The sequence below is a fragment of the Aeromicrobium sp. P5_D10 genome, from assembly GCF_054049535.1.
The window spans coordinates 19,003-40,344 of record NZ_JBFUME010000016.1; the positions used below are offsets into that span (position 1 = coordinate 19,003).

The 21,342-nt window shown below is 65.3% G+C and carries 21 protein-coding genes; 16 read left to right on the top strand and 5 right to left on the bottom strand.

The window, feature by feature from the left end:
* Positions 1 to 67 precede the first annotated feature (67 nt).
* Together ACXJKC_RS21425 and ACXJKC_RS21430 are read right to left on the bottom strand one after the other, a co-directional pair.
* Positions 68 to 625: a LemA family protein gene (locus ACXJKC_RS21425; protein ID WP_456698787.1), complete on the bottom strand. Its 558-nt coding sequence runs from the start codon at positions 623 to 625 to the stop codon at positions 68 to 70.
* 42 nt (positions 626 to 667) lie between these two features.
* Complete coding sequence (locus ACXJKC_RS21430) at positions 668 to 2,482, bottom strand: DUF2207 domain-containing protein (RefSeq protein WP_456698788.1); 1,815 nt, start codon at positions 2,480 to 2,482, stop codon at positions 668 to 670.
* A 92-nt stretch (positions 2,483 to 2,574) separates the two neighbouring features.
* On the opposite strand from ACXJKC_RS21430, the gene argG reads away from it, so the two are divergent.
* From argG to ACXJKC_RS21480, 10 genes are read left to right on the top strand one after another with little or no spacing between them, the layout of a single operon-like run.
* Complete coding sequence (argG, locus tag ACXJKC_RS21435; RefSeq protein ID WP_456698789.1) at positions 2,575 to 4,008, top strand: argininosuccinate synthase; 1,434 nt, start codon at positions 2,575 to 2,577, stop codon at positions 4,006 to 4,008.
* A gap of 40 nt (positions 4,009 to 4,048) precedes the next feature.
* Positions 4,049 to 5,095 (top strand): N-acetyl-gamma-glutamyl-phosphate reductase, encoded by a 1,047-nt coding sequence (gene argC / locus ACXJKC_RS21440; RefSeq protein ID WP_456698790.1) that lies wholly within the window; start codon positions 4,049 to 4,051, stop codon positions 5,093 to 5,095.
* Positions 5,092 to 6,243: a bifunctional glutamate N-acetyltransferase/amino-acid acetyltransferase ArgJ gene (gene argJ / locus ACXJKC_RS21445; RefSeq protein WP_456698791.1), complete on the top strand. Its 1,152-nt coding sequence runs from the start codon at positions 5,092 to 5,094 to the stop codon at positions 6,241 to 6,243. Before argC ends, argJ begins: the two co-directional genes overlap by 4 nt.
* Positions 6,240 to 7,211, top strand: a complete 972-nt coding sequence (gene argB / locus ACXJKC_RS21450; RefSeq protein ID WP_456698792.1) for an acetylglutamate kinase — start codon at positions 6,240 to 6,242, stop codon at positions 7,209 to 7,211. The genes argJ and argB overlap by 4 nt, the downstream gene beginning before the upstream one ends.
* Positions 7,208 to 8,386, top strand: a complete 1,179-nt coding sequence (locus ACXJKC_RS21455) for an acetylornithine transaminase (protein ID WP_456698793.1) — start codon at positions 7,208 to 7,210, stop codon at positions 8,384 to 8,386. Before argB ends, ACXJKC_RS21455 begins: the two co-directional genes overlap by 4 nt.
* Positions 8,383 to 9,312, top strand: coding sequence for an ornithine carbamoyltransferase (gene argF, locus ACXJKC_RS21460; protein ID WP_456698794.1), 930 nt, complete (start codon positions 8,383 to 8,385; stop codon positions 9,310 to 9,312). Before ACXJKC_RS21455 ends, argF begins: the two co-directional genes overlap by 4 nt.
* Positions 9,309 to 9,824, top strand: coding sequence for an arginine repressor (locus ACXJKC_RS21465; protein ID WP_456698795.1), 516 nt, complete (start codon positions 9,309 to 9,311; stop codon positions 9,822 to 9,824). Before argF ends, ACXJKC_RS21465 begins: the two co-directional genes overlap by 4 nt.
* A complete protein-coding gene (gene argH, locus ACXJKC_RS21470) occupies positions 9,821 to 11,236 on the top strand; it encodes an argininosuccinate lyase (protein WP_456698796.1) in 1,416 nt (471 codons plus the stop codon). The genes ACXJKC_RS21465 and argH overlap by 4 nt, the downstream gene beginning before the upstream one ends.
* Before the next feature lie 25 nt (positions 11,237 to 11,261).
* Complete coding sequence (locus ACXJKC_RS21475; protein ID WP_456698797.1) at positions 11,262 to 11,930, top strand: peptidylprolyl isomerase; 669 nt, start codon at positions 11,262 to 11,264, stop codon at positions 11,928 to 11,930.
* Positions 11,931 to 11,941: 11 nt separating this feature from the next.
* On the top strand, positions 11,942 to 12,511 hold the full coding sequence (locus ACXJKC_RS21480; protein WP_456698798.1) for a DNA-3-methyladenine glycosylase: 570 nt from the start codon (positions 11,942 to 11,944) through the stop codon (positions 12,509 to 12,511).
* Between the two features lie 13 nt (positions 12,512 to 12,524).
* On the opposite strand, the gene ACXJKC_RS21485 is transcribed toward ACXJKC_RS21480, so the two are convergent.
* Together ACXJKC_RS21485 and ACXJKC_RS21490 are read right to left on the bottom strand one after the other, a co-directional pair.
* On the bottom strand, positions 12,525 to 13,187 hold the full coding sequence (locus ACXJKC_RS21485; protein ID WP_456698799.1) for a response regulator: 663 nt from the start codon (positions 13,185 to 13,187) through the stop codon (positions 12,525 to 12,527).
* Positions 13,184 to 14,746 carry an ATP-binding protein gene (locus ACXJKC_RS21490; RefSeq protein ID WP_456698800.1) on the bottom strand — a complete coding sequence of 521 codons (1,563 nt, stop codon included), beginning with the start codon at positions 14,744 to 14,746 and terminating at the stop codon, positions 13,184 to 13,186. The genes ACXJKC_RS21485 and ACXJKC_RS21490 overlap by 4 nt, the downstream gene beginning before the upstream one ends.
* A 106-nt stretch (positions 14,747 to 14,852) precedes the next feature.
* Between ACXJKC_RS21490 and ACXJKC_RS21495 the strand changes: the two genes are divergently transcribed.
* From ACXJKC_RS21495 to ACXJKC_RS21510, 4 genes are all read left to right on the top strand, one after another.
* Entirely contained in the window at positions 14,853 to 15,842 is a 990-nt protein-coding gene (locus ACXJKC_RS21495; RefSeq protein ID WP_456698801.1) for a Bug family tripartite tricarboxylate transporter substrate binding protein, read from the top strand.
* A complete protein-coding gene (locus tag ACXJKC_RS21500) occupies positions 15,839 to 16,372 on the top strand; it encodes a tripartite tricarboxylate transporter TctB family protein (protein ID WP_456698802.1) in 534 nt (177 codons plus the stop codon). The genes ACXJKC_RS21495 and ACXJKC_RS21500 overlap by 4 nt, the downstream gene beginning before the upstream one ends.
* The gene (locus ACXJKC_RS21505) at positions 16,372 to 17,883 is read left to right on the top strand and encodes a tripartite tricarboxylate transporter permease (RefSeq protein ID WP_456698803.1); all 1,512 of its coding nucleotides are present in this window, start codon (positions 16,372 to 16,374) and stop codon (positions 17,881 to 17,883) included. Before ACXJKC_RS21500 ends, ACXJKC_RS21505 begins: the two co-directional genes overlap by 1 nt.
* 162 nt (positions 17,884 to 18,045) lie before the next feature.
* Positions 18,046 to 18,456 carry a universal stress protein gene (locus tag ACXJKC_RS21510; protein ID WP_456698804.1) on the top strand — a complete coding sequence of 137 codons (411 nt, stop codon included), beginning with the start codon at positions 18,046 to 18,048 and terminating at the stop codon, positions 18,454 to 18,456.
* Between the two features lie 97 nt (positions 18,457 to 18,553).
* Here the strand turns inward: ACXJKC_RS21510 and ACXJKC_RS21515 are convergent, their stop codons facing one another.
* Entirely contained in the window at positions 18,554 to 19,204 is a 651-nt protein-coding gene (locus ACXJKC_RS21515) for a DsbA family oxidoreductase (protein ID WP_456698805.1), read from the bottom strand.
* A gap of 74 nt (positions 19,205 to 19,278) precedes the next feature.
* Here ACXJKC_RS21515 and ACXJKC_RS21520 point away from each other — a divergent pair, with 74 nt between their 5' ends.
* Both ACXJKC_RS21520 and tyrS read left to right on the top strand, forming a co-directional pair.
* On the top strand, positions 19,279 to 19,665 hold the full coding sequence (locus ACXJKC_RS21520) for a universal stress protein (RefSeq protein ID WP_456698806.1): 387 nt from the start codon (positions 19,279 to 19,281) through the stop codon (positions 19,663 to 19,665).
* Positions 19,666 to 19,724: 59 nt separating this feature from the next.
* Positions 19,725 to 20,984, top strand: coding sequence for a tyrosine--tRNA ligase (gene tyrS / locus ACXJKC_RS21525; protein WP_456698807.1), 1,260 nt, complete (start codon positions 19,725 to 19,727; stop codon positions 20,982 to 20,984).
* Positions 20,985 to 21,342: the final 358 nt, after the last annotated feature.

Genomic DNA, 21,342 nt, shown 5'->3' on the forward strand with positions numbered 1-21,342 from the left:
AGTCGCTTAGTTACGGTTGATCCGTAACCGAGTGACTCACGACTCGTAATTCAGTGACTCATGAGCGTTAGAACTGGACGGGTGGGGGAGTTGTCTGGCCTTCTGGGGCCTTGTAGAAGTCTCTTGCCGTCACTTTCGCGACGCCGGCGAAGAACATCCACGGAATCGTCTTGACCAGGTTGTTGAGTGTTGCGACAGCGTCGTTGTAGTACTGGCGTGCGAACGAGATCTTGTTCTCGGTATCGGACAACTCAGCCTGCAGGTGCAGGAAGTTCTCCGATGCCTTGAGCTCGGGGTAGGCCTCGGCCACTGCGAGAACGTCGACGATGGCCTTGTCGAGCACCTGTTCGGCGGCGGCCTTCTCGGCGACGGTTCCGCCGTCCGCAGCCTTCTTGACGCCGGCGCGCGCCTCGGTCACCGCTTCGAAGACGCCCTTCTCATGCTGGGCATATCCCTTGACGGCGTTGACAAGGTTGGGGATGAGGTCGGCTCGACGGGTCAGCTGCACGTCGATTCCGCCGAGCGCCTCCTGGGCGCCGATATCGGCCTTGCGTAACTTGTTGAACGCTGTGACGCCGAACAGCACGAGTGCCACGACGATGACGGCGAGGATGATCCAGATCATGCGTTCTCCTAGGTGTTGAATACGTGCTGATTTTCTCGGGGACTACCAGGAACCACCGCCGCCTCCACCACCACCGCCGCCCCCGCCTCCACCTCCGCCAGAGGAAGACGAGGATTGGGTGGCCGCGTACGCGCTGATCGAGGAGGCCAAGGACGACTCGAATCCCGAGAACGAGTCATGGCCTCCGATGAAGCCGACCGATGTGCCGGTGGACGCTCCGCCGCCGTACCAGAGCGGAATGGGAGCGGGCGTGCCTGTTGCGATCTCGTATTTGCGCGCCCACCGGTCTGCGCAGTCGAAGGCGACGGCATAGGGGATGTAGGCGGTGTAGAGATCGTTCTTGCCGCTGAAGTCGAACCGGTCTTGGGCCGAATCGGTCGACAGCATGCGCTCGAAGCCCCCGGCTCGTGACCAGAGGTCACGTCCGAGCGGGGTACGGCGTTTGCCCACCCCGGCCGTGAACAGGCCCGCGCCGCCGATCGCGAGGCCCGCGAGCGGCAGCAGGTAAATCGATACCGGCGGATGCCAGAAGATCCCGATGCCGATCATGGCCAGGAGTGAGAGAGCCGTCAGAGCTCTGGCGAGATTCTCTGAGGTGGCGATCTTCTGCGCGCCGATATTGGACGCCCAGGTGCTGGTCTGGGCGGGAATCGCATTGCGTACCGCCTGCAGCTGCTGTCCCGACTCCACTGAACTGCCGCTCGACTCGAACACTGCTCCGGGCGTGGTGACGCCGAGCTGAGTCCCGACGAACCGCGTCACGTCATCGGTTTTTGCCCAGGCTTCCGCATCCCCGATCCCCGCGATGGTCCACGATTTGTCACCGTTGTCGGTCAGCGTCGTGAGCCCCTGTTCGGCCTGGTACAGCAGTGTCGCGACGAGGCCGCGTCCAGGCGCCGTCTCGGTCGTGAGGTACGCCGTTTGGACCGGGCCGAGCCCGTTCGGGGGCTCGAAGGTGACGGGATAGCCGGGCTTGTCCTCGCGGGAACGTCGGTCGAACCAGTAGCCGATCAGCGCGAGGCCGATCGTGATGACTACGACGATGACCAGGTTCACGACCGACGTACCGAGCGCGCGGTCGAACTGCGCTGGCCACGGCACGGTCACCCGGTCGGGGGTTTCAACCGGCAACCCCACCCGCACGGTCACGGGGGTGTTGGGCGCGAGCGGCCCTGCGGTGAGGGTGATCCGGTCGGTGTCGACTCCGTCGATCCGGCATTCGCCTTTCGTCCCGAGTCCGGTGCCTTCGAATCCGGTCGTGCACTGCACTTGTCCTGACGGAGTGGGCAAAGTGACATTGGTCGTCGCCTTGTCGATGTCCATCGACCACCCTTGGGCCACGACGTTCCAGTAGAAGACCGACTCGGTCGGCTGCTCATCGGTCCAGCTGGACGAACCGAAGGCTCCGGAGCCCACATCGCTGGGGGACAGGACGCCCTTGATGGTGTACCGAATCGTGTACGTGTGCGTGCCGGCGGGAACTACGGAATCGGCATCACCGATCTTGGCGACCCGAATCTTGCGGCCCTGCTGCCACAACAGGTTGAATGGCGCCTTGGCCCCGTCGAGTTCAACCGCGATGTTCTCCGGTTTGAGTCGGACGTGTGAATCTGATGGATCGGCCAGGTCCCAGTAGCGGAAGATGCCGTGGCGCCCGATCGGGAACTCGGTCGTGAGCGTCTCCTTGGCGACCAGGGTTCCGTCGGCGCTGATGGTGTAGTCGGCCCGGTAGTCGCTGATCCTCACCGGATCAGGCCCGCCGGCGGTTTCCTCGGACACCCATGACGCCAGCGTCGGCATGATCACGAATCCCGCCGCGATGATGAGCACGAGGATGCGCAGCAGGATCCGCTTCATGATCTGCATCCTAGGGCCAGCACCGCGTCATGGGACCGGATCTTCAAGACCCCCTGATGCAAGTACTTGCAGGACTGTGCAAGAATGTGAATATGTCAAAGGTTCTCACCAGTCTTCCATCCGGCGAACGCGTCGGCATCGCCTTCTCCGGAGGTCTCGACACCTCCGTCGCCGTTGCGTGGATGCGCGACAAGGGCGCGATTCCCTGCACCTACACCGCCGACATCGGTCAGTACGACGAACCGGACATCTCCGGCATTCCCGGACGGGCCATGGAGTACGGCGCCGAACTGGCGCGGTCGATCGACTGCAAGCGGCCGCTGGTCGACGAAGGTCTCGCCGCGCTGGCCTGCGGAGCGTTCCACATCCGCTCAGGTGGACGTACCTACTTCAACACGACGCCGCTGGGTCGCGCCGTCACCGGCACGCTGCTGGTGCGGGCCATGCACGAGGACGGCGTCGACATCTGGGGCGACGGTTCGACGTTCAAGGGCAATGACATCGAGCGGTTCTACCGCTACGGACTGCTGGCCAACCCGGCTCTGCGGATCTACAAGCCCTGGCTCGACGCGGCCTTCGTCGCCGAGCTTGGCGGACGCACCGAGATGAGCCAGTGGCTCACCGAGCGGAACCTGCCGTATCGCGACAGCCAGGAGAAGGCCTACTCGACCGACGCCAACATCTGGGGCGCGACACACGAGGCCAAGACCCTCGAGCACCTCGACACCTCGCTTGAGACCGTCGACCCGATCATGGGCGTCAAGTTCTGGGATCCGGCGGTCGAGATCACAACTGAGGACGTCACGATCTCATTCGAGGCGGGCCGTCCTGTGGCGATCAATGGACAGGCCTTTGGAGGCGATCCCGTCGCTCTCGTCCACGAAGCCAACACGATCGGCGGGCGCCACGGTCTCGGCATGTCCGACCAGATCGAGAACCGCATCATCGAGGCCAAGAGCCGCGGCATCTACGAGGCGCCGGGCATGGCTTTGCTGCACATCGCCTATGAACGCCTCGTCAATGCGATCCACAACGAGGACACGATCGCCAACTTCCACCAGCATGGTCGTCGTCTCGGCCGGCTGATGTACGAAGGACGCTGGCTCGATCCGCAGGCCATGATGCTGCGCGAGTCGGTGCAGCGCTGGATCGCCTCGGTTGTCACCGGCGAGGTCACGATCCGGCTGCGGCGGGGCGAGGACTACACGATCCTCGACACCCAGGGCCCCCACTTCTCCTACCATCCCGAGAAGCTCTCGATGGAGCGCACCGAGAACGCGGTGTTCGGCCCGACCGACCGTATCGGCCAGCTGACGATGCGCAATCTCGATATCGCGGACTCACGCGCGATGCTCGAGCTGTACGCGGCGCAGCCGCTCGACCAGGGACAGGTTCTCGTCGAGAACGGCACGCTGTTCGGTGAATTGCCGGCCGGCGGAGCCACTCGTATCGAGGCGAATCCTGCGATCGCCGGGGACGAAGAGCAAGCCCTCGACGCGGCAGCCATGGAGTTCGGCACCGACTGAGCTACGTCCCCAAGATTTCCTTGTCTGCAAAGGTGGAGAAATGACCACGATCACTGTCGCCGTGGCCGGCGCGAGCGGGTACGCCGGCGGCGAGGTGCTGCGGCTCCTGCTGTCACATCCGAATGTCGAGATAGGCGCGCTCACCGCGGCCTCCAGCGCCGGCACGGCCTTGGGAGCCCATCACCCGCACCTGGTTCCCTTGGCCGACCGCATCCTCCAGCCGACCACGACTGAGACTCTCTCAGGTCACGACGTCGTCTTCCTGGGCCTGCCGCACGGGGAGTCCGGGGCGGTCGCAGCTCAGCTGGGCGATGACGTCATGGTCATCGACCTGGGTGCTGACTTCAGGCTCGATTCGGCCGATGAATGGACCGAGTTCTACGGCGGGGAGCACGCCGGCACCTGGCCGTACGGCCTGCCGGAACTCATCGTCGGGACCGGACGCCAGCGCGACACGCTCGCGGGTGTCAATCGCATCGCGGTGCCCGGTTGCAATGTCACGGCGATAACTCTCGGGATCCAGCCAGCGGTCGCGGCGGGACTCGTCGAGCCGACGGATCTGGTGGCGGTGCTGGCCAATGGCTATTCGGGCGCCGGCAAAGCTCCCAAGGCGCACCTGATGGCATCTGAGGGCCTCGGGGCGGCCTCACCGTACGGGGTCGGCGGAACCCATCGTCACGTTCCCGAGATCATGCAGAATCTGCGCCTGGCCGGCGCCGACGAGGTCACGATCTCGTTCACCCCGACGTTGGTGCCGATGGCTCGCGGGATTCTGGCCACGACCACTGCCCGCATCAAGGACGGTGTCGATCTCGCTGCGGTGCGTGCCGCCTACCAGGCTGCCTACGACGATGAGCCGTTCATCCACCTGTTGCCCGAGGGACAGTGGCCCACGACGGCCGCGACTCTCGGCGCGAACACCGCGCAGCTGCAGGTCGCGATCGACGCCCGAGCGCGACGTCTGGTCGTCGTGTCGGCGATCGACAACCTCGTCAAGGGCACCGCCGGCGGTGCCATCCAGTCCATGAACCTTGCCCTGGGTCTCCCGGAGACCACGGGACTCACCACCATCGGAGTTTCTCCATGACCGTCACCGCAGCCAAGGGCTTCACCGCCGCAGGCGTTACCGCAGGACTCAAGACGTCCGGCGCGCCTGATCTGGCCGTCGTCGTCAACCAGGGCCCGTCCAAGGCCGCTGCTGCGGTCTATACGAGCAACCGTTGCAAGGCCAATCCGGTCTTGTGGAGTGAGCAGGCCATCAAGACCGGCACGGCCAGCGCGGTCGTCATCAACTCAGGCGGCGCCAACTGCTACACCGGCGCGGAGGGCTTCGCCACGACGCACCAGACGGCAGAACTGGCCGGCGAACTGCTGGGAGTCGGTGCGGTCGAGATCCAGGTGTGTTCGACGGGCCTGATCGGTCTGCTGAACGACCGTGAGCAGGTATTGTCGGGCGTTCGCGAGGCCGTCGCAGGGCTCAGCCCCGAGGGTGGTGCATCAGCGGCCACCGCGATCATGACGACAGACACCGTCGCCAAGGAGGCTGTCGCTCACGGCGAAGGCTGGACCGTCGGCGGAATGGCCAAGGGCGCGGGCATGCTGGCGCCCGCGTTGGCCACGATGCTCGTGGTCATCACAACCGACGCCGATGTCGACGCAGCGACCGCCGACGCGGCGCTCCGTGCGGCGACGGCGTTGACATTCGACCGGCTCGACTCCGACGGTTGCCAATCGACCAATGACACCGTCCTGCTGATGGCGTCGGGGGCAGCAGATGTGACGCCTGAGGCAGCCGAATTCACTGCGGCGGTCACCGCGGTGTGTCACGACCTGGCGATCCAGTTGCTGGCCGACGCCGAGGGTGCCGATCACGAGATCGCGATCGAGGTCGTCAATGCCGCCACGGTCGACGATGCGCTCGAGGTCGGACGGTCCGTGGCCCGCAGCAATCTGTTCAAGTGCGCGATCTACGGCAAAGACCCCAACTGGGGACGCATCCTGGCCTCGGTGGGCACGACGCAGGCAGCCTTCGATCCGGCCGATCTCGACGTCGCACTCAACGGCGTGTGGGTGTGCCGCAACAGCGGGCCGGGGGAGTCGCCCGACTCGATCAACCTCGATGAGCGCGCAGTCTCGGTGACCATCGACCTCAAGTCCGGCGATCAGTCGGGCACCATCTGGACCAACGACCTGACCCAGGCTTACGTCCACGAGAATTCGGCGTACTCCTCATGACAGAAGATCTGACCTCGGACCACGAATGGCATCCGGAAGACTGGAAGAAGGCCACTGACAAGGCCGCCACCCTCGCGGACGCCCTGCCCTGGCTGAAGAAGTACCACGGCAAAGTCCTCGTGGTGAAGTACGGCGGAAACGCCATGACCGATGACACCCTCAAGCGGGCGTTCGCCGAGGACATCGTGTTCTTGCGGCTGGCCGGCTTCAAACCCGTCGTCGTGCACGGCGGCGGACCCCAGATCAGTTCGATGCTCGACAAGCTCGGCATCGAGTCGGAGTTCCGCGGCGGTCTGCGCGTCACGACCCCAGAGACGATGGAAGTCGTCCGGATGGTGCTGACCGGTCAGGTCGGTCGCGAGCTGGTCGGCCTGCTCAACCAGCACGGTGACCTCGCCGTCGGGCTGTCGGGTGAGGACGGTGGATTGTTCACCGCCGAGAAGACCATGCCGATCATCGACGGGGTCGAAACCGATATCGGGCTGGTCGGCGAAGTTGTCGGAGTCCGTCCCGAGGCTGTCCTCGACCTGATCGATGCAGGGCGTATTCCGGTCGTCTCGACGGTCGCGCCCGACGTCCACGGCCAGGTCCACAACGTCAACGCCGACACGGCCGCAGCTGCGCTCGCCGTCGCGCTCGGTGCGGAGAAGCTGCTCGTCCTGACCGACGTTGAGGGGCTGTACGCCGACTGGCCCAACAGCAGCGATGTCATCGGCGAGATCAGTCCGGAGGCGCTCGCCGAGCTGATCCCCGGGCTGGCGACGGGCATGATCCCCAAGATGACCGCATGCCTCAAGGCCGTCGAGGAGGGGGTCAAGCGCGCGACCGTGATCGACGGCCGCGAACCCCACGCCGTACTGCTCGAGATCTTCACCGATGAGGGTGTGGGCACACAAGTTGTGCCCGGCGCCCAGACCCGCCTTCGTACCGCTTTGTACTCGACCAGTGTCAACAAGGACAAGACATGACCGCCGATTCGACCACACCCTGGCAGGAGCGCTACCAAGGCGCCGTCATGAACACATTCGGCACGCCCGCCCGGATGCTCGTACGTGGTGAGGGCGCCTATGTCTGGGACGCCGAGGGCACGAAGTACCTCGATCTGTTGGCCGGTATCGCGGTCAATGCCCTGGGGCACGCGCATCCGGCCGTCATCGGGGCCGTCACGGAGCAGTTGTCGACCCTCGGCCATACGTCCAACTTCTTCGCGACCGAGCCGCAGATCCGACTCGCCGAGAAGCTGATCCAGCTCGTCGGCCATGACGGCCGGGTCTTCTTCACCAACTCCGGCACCGAGGCCAATGAGGCGGCGTTCAAGGTGACCCGCCGCACCGGGCGGACCAAGATCGTCGTCGCCGAGGGATCGTTCCACGGCCGGACGATGGGCGCCTTGGCGCTGACCTCGAAGGAGGCGTACCGGGCTCCGTTCGAACCGCTTCCCGGCGATGTCACGTTCATTCCCTACGGCGATGTTGCCGCGCTGGAAGCCGCGATCGACGAGACGGTTGCCGCGTTCCTGGTCGAGCCGATCCAGGGCGAGGCCGGCGTCGTCGATCCGCCTGCCGGGTATTTGCAGGCAGCGCGTGAGATCACGGCCCGTCACGGTGCACTGTTGTGGCTCGATGAGATCCAGACCGGCGTGGGTCGGACCGGCGCGTGGTTCGCGCACACTGAGTCCGGCATCGTCCCCGACCTCATGACGCTGGCCAAGGGCCTGGGCGGTGGCATGCCGATCGGTGCGTGTATCGCGATCGGCGAAGCCGGAAGCCTCCTGCAGCCGGGCAATCACGGCACGACGTTCGGCGGCAATGCCGTCGCGACGGCTGCGGCGCTGGCCGTCATCGAGGTCATCGAGTCCGAAAACCTGCTGGAGCACGTCACGACGATCGGCGATCAGCTTCGCCGAGGTCTGCAAGACCATCCGCTCGTCGCCGAAGTGACCGGCCGCGGCCTGCTCGTCGGTGTCGTCCTGCGCGAACCCTTGTCGGCCGAGGTGCACAAGGCCGCGCTCGAGGCTGGATTGATCCTCAACAACCCGACGCCGGAGCGTCTGCGCCTGGCACCGCCGCTGATCCTCAGCGAGGACCAGGCAGCCGATGCCGTGACCGCGATTCGGGGCATCCTCGACCAGGTGTCGGTATGACTCGGCACTTTCTGCGCGATGACGATCTGACCCCTGCCGAGCAGGCCGAGGTGCTGGCGCTCGCGGCCCAGATCAAAGCCGATCCCTATGGCCGCAAGCCGCTGGCCGGACCGCAGACCGTCGCGGTCATCTTCGACAAGGCCTCGACCCGTACTCGGGTTTCGTTCGCGGTCGGCATCGCCGATCTCGGCGGTAGCCCGTTGATCCTCGACACCGGTTCGACCCAAGGCGGTCGAGGCGAGTCGCCGGCCGACACGGCCCGCGTGCTCGGCCGGATGACCAGCGCAATCGTGTGGCGGACCTATTCGCAGGCGGGCTTGGAGGAGATGGCGGCCCATGCGGGTGTTCCGGTCATCAATGCGCTGAGCGATGATTTCCATCCGTGTCAGATCCTGGCCGACTGGCAGACCGTCATCGAGCACAAAGGCAAGCTCGCGGGTCTGACCGTGGCCTATCTGGGTGACGGCGCCAACAACATGGGCCACTCGTATCTGCTGGGCGGTGCCACGGCCAGCATGCATGTGCGTATCGGCGCGCCGAAGGGCTATCAGCCTGATCCGAAGATCGTCAGCGATGCCGAGGCGATTGCCGTGACGACGGGTGGTTCGGTTGTCGTCACGGACGATCCGACCGCTGCCATCTCCGGTGCAGACGTCGTCATCACGGACACCTGGGTCTCGATGGGGCAGGAGGCCGAGAAGGACGCCCGACTCGCGCTGTTCGGCGACTACTCGATCACCGCGCAGACGCTCGCCCTCGCCGCGCCCGACGCGATCGTGCTGCACTGCCTGCCCGCCTACCGGGGCCTGGAGATCACTTCTGAGGTGCTCGACGGTCCGCAAAGCGTCGTGTGGGACGAAGCGGAGAACCGTCTGCACGCCCAGAAGGCCGTCATGGTCTATCTGCTGGAGAAGGCCGCCACATGAGCACCGCTGACACCAAGACGGCACGTCAACAGCTCATTGTCGAGCTGCTTGGTCGCCATGCGGTGAGATCCCAAGGCGACCTGGTGGATCTGCTCGAGGAACAAGGTGTCAACGCGACGCCTTCGACGGTCTCGCGTGACCTCGTCGAACTCGATGCGGTGCGCGTCCGGCACGGTGACAGTGGACTGGTCTATGCAGTCCCGGGGGAGGGCGGCGACAGGACGCCGCGCCCTGCCACCGGCAGTATCGCGGGGGAGGCACGACTCGCCCGGATCGCCCGCGAGTTGCTGGTGACCGCTGAGTCATCGGCCAATCTCGTCGTCCTGCGCACACCGCCAGGTGCCGCGCAATATCTCGCCTCCGCGATCGACCACTCCGCGCCGGGCGATGTGATCGGCACGATCGCCGGAGATGACACCGTCCTGCTGATCTGCAGTGATCCCGCCGGCGGCGCGGCCGTCGCCACCCGTTTCACGGATCTTGCCGGTCCGACCTCCAAGGAGAACTCATGACTGACAACAACTCACTCCCGGAATCTGGCGAGGGGACGGCCCTGTGGGGTGGGCGGTTCGCCTCGGGGCCGTCGCCCGAGCTCGTCGAGTTGTCCCGTTCGACGCACTTCGATTGGCGCCTTGCCCCCTATGACCTGGCAGGCTCGCGTGCCCACGCCTTCGTACTCCAGGCCGCTGGCCTGCTGAGCCGTGACGACCTCACGGCGCTGATCGCGGGTATCGACGCGCTCGCAGCCGATGTCGAGTCAGGCGCCTTCGCTGCCGAACCGGGTGACGAGGATGTGCACACGGCCCTCGAACGCGGCTTGCTGGAGCGACTCGGTCCGGATCTCGGCGGACGTCTGCGCGCCGGACGGTCGCGCAATGATCAGATCGCGACACTGTTCAAGATGTACCTGCGCGACCACGGTCGCCGGATCACGACGCTGGTGACCGAACTGGTCGAGGCGCTCGCGGCACAGGCCGACACTCATCTGGGGGTCGCGATGCCCGGACGGACGCATCTGCAGCACGCGCAGCCCGTGCTGCTCTCACACCATCTGCTGGCCCACGCCTGGCCATTGGTCCGTGATCTCGACCGGTTGGCCGACTGGGATGCGCGCGTCGCGGCCGATTCGCCGTACGGATCGGGCGCGCTCGCCGGCTCGTCGCTCGGGCTCGACCCGGAGAAGGTTGCTGCGGATCTCGGTTTCACCGGATCCACGGCCAACTCGATCGACGGCACCGCAGCACGTGACTTCGTGGCCGAGTTCGCCTTCGTGACGGCGCAGATCGGCGTCGACGTCTCCCGCCTCGCCGAAGAGATCATCATTTGGAACACCAAGGAATTCGACTTCGTTACATTGCACGACGGATACTCCACGGGGTCCAGCATCATGCCGCAGAAGAAGAACCCCGACATCGCCGAGCTCGCGCGCGGCAAGTCGGGGCGGTTGATCGGCAATCTCACCGGTCTGCTGGCCACCTTGAAAGGCCTGCCGCTGGCGTACAACCGCGATCTGCAAGAGGACAAGGAGCCGGTTTTCGACTCGATCGACACGCTCGAAGTCTTGTTGCCGGCGTTCACGGGCATGATCGGGACGCTCACGTTCAACACCGACCGCATGCAAGCCCTGGCGCCCCAAGGATTCGCACTGGCGACCGATATCGCCGAATGGCTTGTCCGCGAAGGAGTGCCGTTCCGGGTGGCACATGAGTTGTCGGGGGCCTGCGTCCAGGTGTGCGAGCAGCGCGGCATCGAGCTGTGGGACCTGTCGGACGATGACTTCGCCGCGATCTCGCCCGCCCTGACACCCGGTGTTCGTGACGTTTTGACCGTCGAGGGTTCGCTGGCCTCGCGGGATTCGCGTGGCGGCACGGCGCAGGTCCGGGTCACCGAACAGCTCGCCGAGCTGCGGGCCCGGCTGGCCTGAACCACCACCTCGCTAGGCTCCTGCCATGCGTATTCGTCTTTTCGCCGCCTCCGCCCTGCTGCTCGTGACAGGAGGACTCGCCGCGTGCGGCAGCTCGGAGTCCGATCCTGCGCCGGCCGCGAAGTCCAGCGATGCGCCGGCCGCGACGGCCGACGCCCCGGCCGCTTCGGGTGAATGCGTCTACAACAAGAGTGACGATGCGGCGAAGGACGCGAAGGTGCCGCCGGCCAAGCCCGAGAGCGCCAGTTCGTTGACGATCGCCACCAACCGAGGCGACATCGAGGCCACGCTCAAGCCCGACACGGCGCCGTGCACGGTCAACTCGTTCGTCTCCTTGGCCAAGCAGGGCTATTTCGACGACACGAAGTGCCACCGGCTCGTCCCCGGATTCGTGCTGCAGTGCGGCGATCCTTCCGCGACGGGCACCGGTGGTCCCGGATATGCGTATGCCGATGAGCTGAAGGGCGATGAGAAGTATCCGGCCGGAACTCTTGCGATGGCCAACTCTGGCCCCGACACGAACGGTTCGCAGTTCTTCATCGTGCTGGCCGATGCCGAGTTGGATCCCAAATTCACGGTCTTCGGTTCCGTCGACGACGCCGGGCTCAAGCTGGCCCAGAAGATCGCCGATGAGGGCAACGGTGCCGACGGAGTGGCACCGAAGAAGGATGTCGTCATCGAGTCGGTCAGTTGACCATCGGATCCGTGACTGATCCGGTCCAGCAGCGTGCTCGATCGCTCCTCGGCCGAGTGCTGCACGGCCACGGTGTCGCTGTCCGCATCACCGAGGTCGAGGCGTACGGCGGCATCGAGGACCCTGCATCGCACGCCTTCACCCGCACCGCACGAAGCGAGATCATGTACGGCCCGCCGTGGCGGTTGTACGTATACCGCTCATACGGGATGCATTTCTGCGCGAACGTCGTGACCGGCCCGACGGAGCAGGCCGCTGCGGTCCTGATTCGCGCAGGGGAGGTCGTCGACGGCTTTGAAGTGGCTCGCGAGCGGCGGACCGGCGTGCCGGACGTTCGTCTGGCCCGGGGCCCCGGCAACCTCGCACGCACCCTCGGGCTGACGCTGGAGGATCTCGGCACGGATCTGTTGGCGACAGAAGGCGTGCGCCTGGGACCCGCAGCCGATCCCGCGCCACCTGTGACCGCCGGTCCGCGAGTCGGGGTGTCGAAGGCCGCCGACGTCCCGTGGCGGTTCTGGATCACGGGTCATCCGACCGTGTCGGCCTACCGTCGCAGCCCGCGGGCGCCGACGTCAGGCTGACCGTAGTAGCGCATCACGGAAGCGAACGGTAGCGGCGTTCCGGCCGTCCGGCATTGCCGTAGTTGAGCCGAACGGCGGCCCGTCCTTGGTCGACGAAGAACTCCAGGTATCGGCGCGCGCTGACCCGCGACAATCCGACCTGCTTCCCGCACTCGGCCGCCGACAGCTCACCTGACGTGGACAGCGCCCGCGCCACCAGCTCGGCGGACTCGGGACTCAGGCCTTTGGGCAGGGTCGTGCTCGCGGTCGGAGGCGCACCGAAGGCCCGGTCGATAGCGGCCTGGTCGGGAGATCCGTCGGCCAGCATGTCGATGGCCTCCCGCACACGCTGCATGCGAGTGGCGAAGTCGGCGAACTCGAAAGGCTTGACCAGGTACTGCATCGCCCCGCCGTGCAAGGCACTGCGGACCGCTTCGGCATCACGCTCCGCGGTGACCATCACGACGCCGACGGTGCTGCCGCCTGCGCGGAGCCGTTGCAGCACGTCGAGACCGCTGATGTCGGGCAGATGCACGTCGAGCAGGACGAGATCGGGTTCGAGGTCTGCGCAGAGCTGAAGGGCCTCGGCTCCAGTGCGTGCCGTGCCGATCACCGCGAACCCCTCGGTGCGTTCGACGAACTTGGCATGGATGCCCGCGACCATGAAGTCGTCGTCGACGACCAGCACGCGGATCATGCGGAAACCTGTGGCAGCCGAACCATGAACTGCGCACCGTCCTCGCGGTGCACCGAGACGGAACCACCACGTTGCGTGCAGATGAGCCGCACGAGGGGCAGTCCTATCCCGCGACCGCCAGGGAGATCGGGCTTGGTCGAGAAACCGCGGATGAAGATCGTCTCGACCATGTCGTCGGGCACCCCGGGCCCGTTGTCGCTGACCAGAAGCCGGATCTCGTCTGCGGTCTCGCTGAGTTCCACCATGACATGCGGATCGGTGCTGGTCCGGCAGGCGTCCACGGCGTTGTCGACCAGATTGCCGACGATCGTGGTCAGATCGGCAGACATCGATCGCGGCAGTGCGGTGAGTCGCGAGTCGTCCGTCAACGTGAGGGTCACACCGGCCTCGGCGGCGACGCTGGATTTGGCGATCAGCAGCGCCGCGACTGCCGGATCGTCGACCCGCCGCGTGACGGCGTCGTTGAGTTCGGCGCGCCGCCGACTCAAAGTGCCGATGAGCTGGGTGACCTCCTCGTACTCGCCGAGCTGCACGAGACCCGAGATCGTGTGCAGTTGGTTCGCGAACTCGTGGGTCTGGGCGCGCAGCGTGTCGGTGATCGACAGATTCGAGCTGAGCTGGCTCTGCATCGAGACGAGATCGGTACGGTCGCGCATCGTGGTGACCGTGCCGATCCCTTCGCCGCGGCTCGATGCCGACCTCTGGTTGAACACCACGACCCGTTCGCCGACCAGCAGCACGACGTCCTGACTGTCGTCGCCGGCAGTCAGCACCGCGGCGACCTGTGGCGGAAGGTCGAGGTCGTCGATCTGGCTGCCCACGACCCTGTCGTCGAGACCCAGCAGATCGAGTGCTCCGTCATTGACCATCGTGACCCGGTTGTCGGGGTCGACGGCGATGACGCCTTCTCGGATGCTGTGCAACAGGGCTTCACGGTGATCGGCCAGCGTCGCGAACTCGTGCGGCTCCAGGCCGCGGGTCCGGCGTTTGACGAGACGGGCGAGCAGCCACGATCCGGCAACGCCCAGCAGCGCGCCCACGCCGAGGTACAGGGCGAGGTCGCCGGCGGCGTCGGTGAGGCGCGACCACACCGACGGATAGCGCTGTTCGGCGATCGCGAGTCCGACGAGCTGCCCGGAGTCGTCGATGATCGGGGCGTGACCAGCGACGTAACGCTGCCCTCGGGTCTCGACGTCACCGACCCAACCGCGTCCTTGCCGGACGCCTGATTCGCCCAGCGCCGCCTGTTCGCCGACCAGGCGCGGATCGGACGACGACAGGATCGTGCCGCCGGGATCGGCGATCGACACCTCGGTCGCGCCAGACAGGCCGACGGCGCGGTCGATCGGCGGGGCCAGACGGGTCGCGGGGACGGGTTCACCGATCTGGTCGCGGACGACCGAACCATTCGCGAGGTACTCGGCGACCGATCGCATCTGAGCGCCGCGGTCGGCACCGAACGACGATGTCGACTGACGCAGCGAGATCGCCCCCACGATCGTGAGCACGACAGCGACAACCACTAGCTGCAGGACCAGGAACTGTCCGGCAAGCGTCATACGTCTACGCCGCGGTGACCACAATGTCCACAACCTCCTTTGCCTCCGCAATAGTGACCCAGGCCACAGTCAGGGTCCATGCTCGGGGTCGACCACAGGAGGTTCCATGATGCCGACCAGGCGCACGCCACGGGTGCTCGCGGTGCTGATACTCGCTGCCGCTCTGCTGATCTCTGCTTGCGGTGTCACGCGTGGGGGAGACGGCCAGGCCAACCGTCGGATCAGCATGTACATCCCGAACAGCCCCGGAGGTGGCTACGACCTCACCGGACGGGCCGCGGCTCGGGTCCTGGAAGACGAGGAACTGTCGGGTCGGTTCGAGGTCACCAATGTCATCGGCGCAGGTGGCACCGTTGCGATGCAGCGATTGCTGAACGAACGCGGTGTCGAGGATCTCGTGATGGCCATGGGGCTCGGCGTGGTGGGTGCGACGTACACCAACGAGTCGAAGGCCAGGGTCTCCGATGCGACACCCATCGCCCGGCTCATCGAGGACCAAGAGGCGCTCATCGTGCCGAAAGACTCGCCCTACAAGACCGTGCAGGATCTGGTCGAGGCGTGGAAGTCCGATCCGAAGAGCGTCACGATCGGCGGAGGTTCGTCGCCCGGCGGACCCGACCATCTCTTCCCGATGCAGCTCGCCAAGACCGTCGGCGTCGATCCCAAGCAGGTCAAGTACATCGTCTACGACGGCGGCGGACCGCTCACGAGCGCGCTACTCGGCAAGAAGATCGATGTCGGCACGTCGGGTCCCAGCGAGTTCGAGGGACAGCTCAAAGACGGCTCATTGCGCATCCTCGCGGTCTCCGGTGAAGAGCGGCTCGAAAGCGTCGACGCACCGACGCTCAAGGAGTCGGGTATCGACATGACATTCGTGAACTGGCGCGGCATCCTTGCGCCGCCCGGCATCTCTGACGAGGCACGCGACGAACTCGTCGAGATGTTCACCGAAATGCATGGGACTCAGGGCTGGAAGGACGTCGTCGAACGCAATGGCTGGATCGACTCGTTCGCCACCGGTGACGAGTTCGCGACCTTCCTCAAGGAACAGGACGAGCGCGTCGAGACGACGCTGAAGGAGCTGGGGCTGACATGAGTACCGATGCGCAAGACCTCGAGCAGGCACAGCAACCCCAGCCGATCCGGGCGATCGACAAGGCCCAGTACGGATTGGCCGCGTTCCTGGCCATCGTCGGCGGCTATGTCGTATACGACGCGACGACCCTCGAGAACGGCTTTGCCGATCAACCCGTGCAGCCCTACGCCTTCCCGTATGTCGTGGGCGCGGTGCTCCTGTTGCTCGCGGTGATGCTCGCACTGGCCACGTCCCGCGGCGATCTTCCAGAATCGGAGGAGGGCGAGGACGTCGACTTGTCACAGCCCAGTGACTGGATGACGGTCGCCAAGCTCGTCGTCGTGTTCGCCGTCAATATTGCGCTCATCGATTGGCTGGGTTGGGCGATCACGGGTGCGCTGCTGTTCGTCGGCACCGCGCAGGTGCTGGGCAGCCGCACCCTGATCCGTGACATCGCAGTAGGCGTCGCGCTCTCGGTCGGCACCTGGTACGGCTTCTACTCCGGCCTGGGGCTCGCGATCCCCGCCGGCATCCTGGACGGGATCCTCTGATGGACTCACTCAATCTGTTGATGGACGGCTTCGCCTCGGCGCTGACCCTCCAGAACCTGTTCTACGCCGTAGTCGGCGTATTCCTCGGCACCGCGGTTGGCGTGCTGCCGGGTATCGGACCGGCCATGACGCTCGCGCTGCTCCTGCCGATCACGTACAGCGTCGGGCCCGACAGCGCGTTGATCATGTTCGCCGGCATCTACTACGGCGGCATGTACGGCGGTTCGACAACCTCGATCCTGCTCAACACGCCGGGGGAGTCGTCGTCGGTCGTGACCGCGATCGAGGGCAACAAGATGGCCAAGAAGGGCCGCGCCGCCCAAGCGCTCGCGACCGCGGCGATCGGCTCCTTCGTCGCCGGCACGATCGGCACGCTGCTGCTGGTGCTGTTCGCGCCATCGGTCGCCGGGCAGGTCGTCAAGCTCGGCAACCCGTCCAACTTCGCGCTGATCGTGCTGGCCCTCTTCGCGGTCACCGCGGTGCTCGGATCGTCGCGGCTGCGGGGATTCATCGGGCTGTTCCTCGGTCTGGCGATCGGCCTGGTGGGTGGTCAGACGGGTCAGCCGCGATTGACGTTCGGCAGCCCGCTGCTGGCCGACGGCATCGACATCGTGGTCGTCGCAGTCGGCATCTTCGCGATCGGCGAAGCACTGTGGGTGGCGGCGCACCTGCGTCGTCGTCCGCTCGACATCATCCCGGTCGGCCAGCCCTGGATGAGTCGCGAGGACTGGGGACGTTCGTGGGGGCCGTGGTTGCGCGGCACTGCCTTCGGCTTCCCGTTCGGGGCGCTGCCTGCCGGTGGCGCCGAGATCCCGACGTTCCTGTCGTACGTCACCGAGCGCAAGCTGTCCAAGCATCCTGAGGAGTTCGGCAAAGGGGCGATCGAGGGGGTTGCCGGCCCGGAGGCCGCCAATAACGCATCGGCCGCCGGCACGCTGGTGCCGCTGCTGGCGATCGGTCTGCCGACCACGGCGACCGCCGCGATCATGCTCCTGGCGATCCAGAGCTATGGCATCGAGACCGGTCCGCAGCTGTTCGAGACAGAGCCCGACCTGGTCTGGGCGCTGCTGGCGAGCCTGTTCATCGGCAACACGCTGTTGCTTCTGCTGAACCTGCCGTTGGCGCCGCTGTGGGCCAAACTGCTGCAGATTCCGCGTCCGTACCTGTACGCGGGAATCCTGTTCTTCGCCTCGCTCGGTGCGTACAGCGTGAGCTTCCAGCCCTTCGACCTGGCCATCTTGCTCGTGATCGGTCTGCTGGGACTAGCGATGCGGCGCTTCGGGATCCCGGTCCTGCCGTTGATCATCGGCGTCATCCTCGGTCCGAAGCTCGAGGAGCAGCTGACGACGTCGCTGCAGATCTCGTCCGGCGACATCAGCACGCTCTGGAGCGAGCCGGTCGCGGTGATCGTGTACGTCATCATCGCCGCAGCCTTGGTCTGGATCGTCGGATCGGGCCTGCGCAACAAGCGCACAGCAGCACCCAACGACAAGACGGAGGTAGCGGCATGAGCGAGCGCCAGCGAGTGAATCATGAGGCAGGTTTCATGCCGATGCCTTCGTATCGTGGGTCTTCTACGGAGGTAGCGGCATGAGCGAGCGCCAGCGAGTGAATCATGAGGCAGGTTTCATGCCGATGCCTTCGTATCGTGGGTCTTCTACGGAGGTAGCGGCATGACTGTGGTGGTGATGTACAGCCCGGATGAGTACGGCCGATCGGCGTTGTCCTACGGAGCTGGTGAGGCAGCGCGCCGCGGCGAAGAGCTGATCGTCGTCAATCCGACCCGCGGCGACTCGTACGTCGACCGCAAGTTCGTCGGGGACGACGACCTGGTCAGGCTTGAGCAAGTGCTCGACAGCTTGGAGATCACGACGCACATTCGTCACGAGGTCGTGCCAGACGTCGCCGAGGCCGTCCTCGACGCCGCGCGGGAGACCGACGCATCACTCATCGTCGTCGGTATCAGGCCCCGGACGCCGGTAGGAAAGCTCCTGCTCGGCAGCGTCGCCCAACGGCTGATCCTCGATGCGACCTGTCCGGTCCTTGCCGTGAAGGGGGATCGCGCCGAAGAGTTGCTGGCTTAGCTCTGCTCAGCTGGCTCGACTTCTTCGCCGGCGGGTACGGCGCACACGCCGTCCTCGCACAGGGGAGCTTCGACGCCGACGATCTGCAGGGGCCCGGTCATGATTCGGCCGATGCTTTCTGCAGGACGTCAAGGAATACCGCGGGGTCCTGAGCGCCGGAGACGCCGAACTTCTTGTCGATCACGAAGAACGGGACCCCGCTGATGCCGTAGGTCACCGCCTGTTGCTTGTCGGCCTGCACATCGGCCAGGTGGACCTCGTTCGTGAGTGCCTCGACGACTGCGGCGCGGTCGAGACCGATCTCGCCGGCCAGATCGGCGAGGTCTTCGATACGGCCGATATGGCGACCTTGCTCGAAGTAGGCCGAGAACAGCCGTTCGCTCATCTCGAGTTGCAGACCCTGCGTCTTCGCGAAGTGCAGCAGCTCGTGGGCTTTGACGGTGTTGGTGTGCTGGAGGGCGTCGAAGTCGTACGACAATCCCTCTGCGGCGGCGAGCTCGGTCATCTGCCCGAGCATCTGCTCGACCTGACTGGCCTGCATACCCTTGTGGGACACCAAGAAGTCGACCTCACTGCCGTCGAAGTCGACGGGAGTCTCGGGCGCCAGCTCGAAGGAGTGGAACTCGATTTCGACGTCTCCGCCGGTTGCCTCGAACTTCTCGAGGGCCGTTTCGAATCGGCGTTTGCCCACGAAGCACCACGGACATGCGATGTCTGACCAGATGTCGACCTTGACTGTTTTGCTCACAGTGTGACCAACAGCCCGAGACCGCACGGATATTCCACTTCCGCTGGGCCAGATCGCGGAGTAACGTCTATGTCATGACAATTGCCGTTGCTTATCGCCCGGACGAGTTCGGACGCGCAGCCCTCGACTGGGCCGTCGGCCAGTCGCAGCTCTCCGGGGATCGGATCGTGGTCGTCAACATCACCAAGGCAGATCCTCGACTCGATACCGGCTTCGCGAGGGGCAATCACGTCCAGTCGTTGAGTGACCGGCTCGACGATGACGGAGTCGAGTACGAGATTCGTCAGGTCATGGGAGAGAACATCGCCGACGCGGTGCTGTTCGAGGCCGAGCAGGCAGGTGCGACGTCGCTGGTTCTGGGTATTCGACGACGAAGTCCAGTCGGCAAGATCCTCATGGGCAGCGTCGCTCAGCAGATCCTGCTCGACGCGACTGTTCCGGTCGTCGCAGTCAAGCCGTAGGTCGTCGAGGTGCCGCGATAAAGTCGCGGTGATCCACCCTCATCTGGAAGGCAACACCTGTGACCCACGTTCTTGACGACCTCGACGCGCGCGGACTCATCGCGCACTCGACAGATCGCGATGCCCTCAAGGCAGCGTTGTCGGCCGGGTCGATCACGTACTACGTGGGCTTCGACCCCACGGCGCCGAGCCTGCACATCGGCAATCTTCTGCAGATACTGACCGCCCGGCGTCTCCAGCTCGCCGGCCACAAGCCTCTGCTGCTCGTCGGCGGATCGACGGGCCTGATCGGCGACCCCAAGGAAGCCGGCGAGCGGATCATGAATACCCGTGAGACGGTTGCCGACTGGGTGGGACGTATCGGCTCTCAGGTCTCACGTTTCGTGGACTTCGATGGTCCCAACGGTGCAACGCTGGTCAACAATCTCGACTGGACCGAGAACCTCAGCACGATCGATTTCCTGCGTGACATCGGCAAACACTTCCCGGTCAATCGGATGCTGGCGCGCGATGTCGTCAGCAGCCGACTCGAGAGCGGGATCAGCTACACCGAGTTCAGCTACGTCTTGCTGCAGTCGATGGACTACCTCGAGCTGTACCGGCGCCACGGTTGCGTCCTGCAGACCGGTGGCAGTGATCAATGGGGCAACATCACCGCGGGCGTCGAGTTGATCCGGCGCGCGGACGCCGGCAAGGTCCATGCGTTGGCGACGCCGCTGATCACCAAAGCCGATGGCACCAAGTTCGGCAAGACCGAGTCCGGCACCGTGTGGCTCGACCCGGCGTTGATGAGTCCTTACGCCTTCTACCAGTCGTGGATCCAGGCAGAGGACTCCAAGGTCATCGAGTACCTGCGGCAGTTCACCTTCTTGTCGCTGGACGAGATCAGCGAGATCGAAGCCGCGCACGTCGAGAAGGCCGGACTACGTGCCGCCCAGCGCCGCCTTGCCGCCGAGGTCACGACGTTGGTCCACGGTGCCGAGGAGACCGCAGCCGCCGAACTGGCGGCCAGCGCACTGTTCGGCAGGGGAGAGCTGACCGATCTGCCCGAAGCGACTCTTGCTGCGGCACTCCGGGAAGCCGGCGCGGTTGATCTGGCGGCGGTCGATCGACCGACGATGATCGATGCCTTGGTGGCTTCGGGGCTGACCGACAGCAAGTCGGCAGCCCGCCGCGCCATCACCGACGGGGGAGCGTACGTCAACAATGTGCGCGTGACCGACCCGGAGCAGGTGCTCGAAGGTGAGTTGCTTCTGCACGGTTCGTGGGTCGTATTGCGCAAGGGCAAACGCTCCATCTCGGGCGTATCCATCGGCTGACCCTGCGGTTGCAGGCTTGATGCTCGATGTGATGTGGACCATGGGGACCCGATTTGTCTTTGGTTGAGCGGGCCCGCTAGTGTTCTTCTTGTTGGACAGCGCAGCGAAAGACAAGCCGCAAGGCCGGTCGCGCAGCAGTTCGACCAGATGTTCATGGTGACCGACCCCGATGACTCGGGTGAAAACGAACCGTGTAGCTTTATCCAGCAGCCCCGTGCCTGATGTCCTTTGGGATTGATGGGTGGTGAGCGTCTGATTCTTGAGAACTCAACAGTGTGTCAAAAGTCGATGAGATTAATTGGTAGTACCCCGTCGGTTTTGATCGGCAGCCTTTTTGGTTGTTGTGATGATCGGTGGT

Excerpts from the sequence above, each read along its gene's own strand:
- argB (WP_456698792.1), top strand. The coding sequence starts at position 6,240 with ATGACAGAAGATCTGACCTCGGACCACGAATGGCATCCGGAAGACTGG.
- ACXJKC_RS21500 (WP_456698802.1), top strand. The coding sequence starts at position 15,839 with ATGAGTACCGATGCGCAAGACCTCGAGCAGGCACAGCAACCCCAGCCG.
- ACXJKC_RS21465 (WP_456698795.1), top strand. The coding sequence starts at position 9,309 with ATGAGCACCGCTGACACCAAGACGGCACGTCAACAGCTCATTGTCGAG.
- argG (WP_456698789.1), top strand. The coding sequence starts at position 2,575 with ATGTCAAAGGTTCTCACCAGTCTTCCATCCGGCGAACGCGTCGGCATC.
- ACXJKC_RS21455 (WP_456698793.1), top strand. The coding sequence starts at position 7,208 with ATGACCGCCGATTCGACCACACCCTGGCAGGAGCGCTACCAAGGCGCC.
- ACXJKC_RS21495 (WP_456698801.1), top strand. The coding sequence starts at position 14,853 with ATGATGCCGACCAGGCGCACGCCACGGGTGCTCGCGGTGCTGATACTC.
- ACXJKC_RS21490 (WP_456698800.1), bottom strand. The coding sequence starts at position 14,746 with ATGACGCTTGCCGGACAGTTCCTGGTCCTGCAGCTAGTGGTTGTCGCT.
- ACXJKC_RS21430 (WP_456698788.1), bottom strand. The coding sequence starts at position 2,482 with ATGAAGCGGATCCTGCTGCGCATCCTCGTGCTCATCATCGCGGCGGGA.
- ACXJKC_RS21520 (WP_456698806.1), top strand. The coding sequence starts at position 19,279 with ATGACAATTGCCGTTGCTTATCGCCCGGACGAGTTCGGACGCGCAGCC.
- argH (WP_456698796.1), top strand. The coding sequence starts at position 9,821 with ATGACTGACAACAACTCACTCCCGGAATCTGGCGAGGGGACGGCCCTG.
- argJ (WP_456698791.1), top strand. The coding sequence starts at position 5,092 with ATGACCGTCACCGCAGCCAAGGGCTTCACCGCCGCAGGCGTTACCGCA.
- argC (WP_456698790.1), top strand. The coding sequence starts at position 4,049 with ATGACCACGATCACTGTCGCCGTGGCCGGCGCGAGCGGGTACGCCGGC.
- ACXJKC_RS21510 (WP_456698804.1), top strand. The coding sequence starts at position 18,046 with ATGACTGTGGTGGTGATGTACAGCCCGGATGAGTACGGCCGATCGGCG.
- argF (WP_456698794.1), top strand. The coding sequence starts at position 8,383 with ATGACTCGGCACTTTCTGCGCGATGACGATCTGACCCCTGCCGAGCAG.
- ACXJKC_RS21485 (WP_456698799.1), bottom strand. The coding sequence starts at position 13,187 with ATGATCCGCGTGCTGGTCGTCGACGACGACTTCATGGTCGCGGGCATC.
- ACXJKC_RS21475 (WP_456698797.1), top strand. The coding sequence starts at position 11,262 with ATGCGTATTCGTCTTTTCGCCGCCTCCGCCCTGCTGCTCGTGACAGGA.
- ACXJKC_RS21505 (WP_456698803.1), top strand. The coding sequence starts at position 16,372 with ATGGACTCACTCAATCTGTTGATGGACGGCTTCGCCTCGGCGCTGACC.
- ACXJKC_RS21425 (WP_456698787.1), bottom strand. The coding sequence starts at position 625 with ATGATCTGGATCATCCTCGCCGTCATCGTCGTGGCACTCGTGCTGTTC.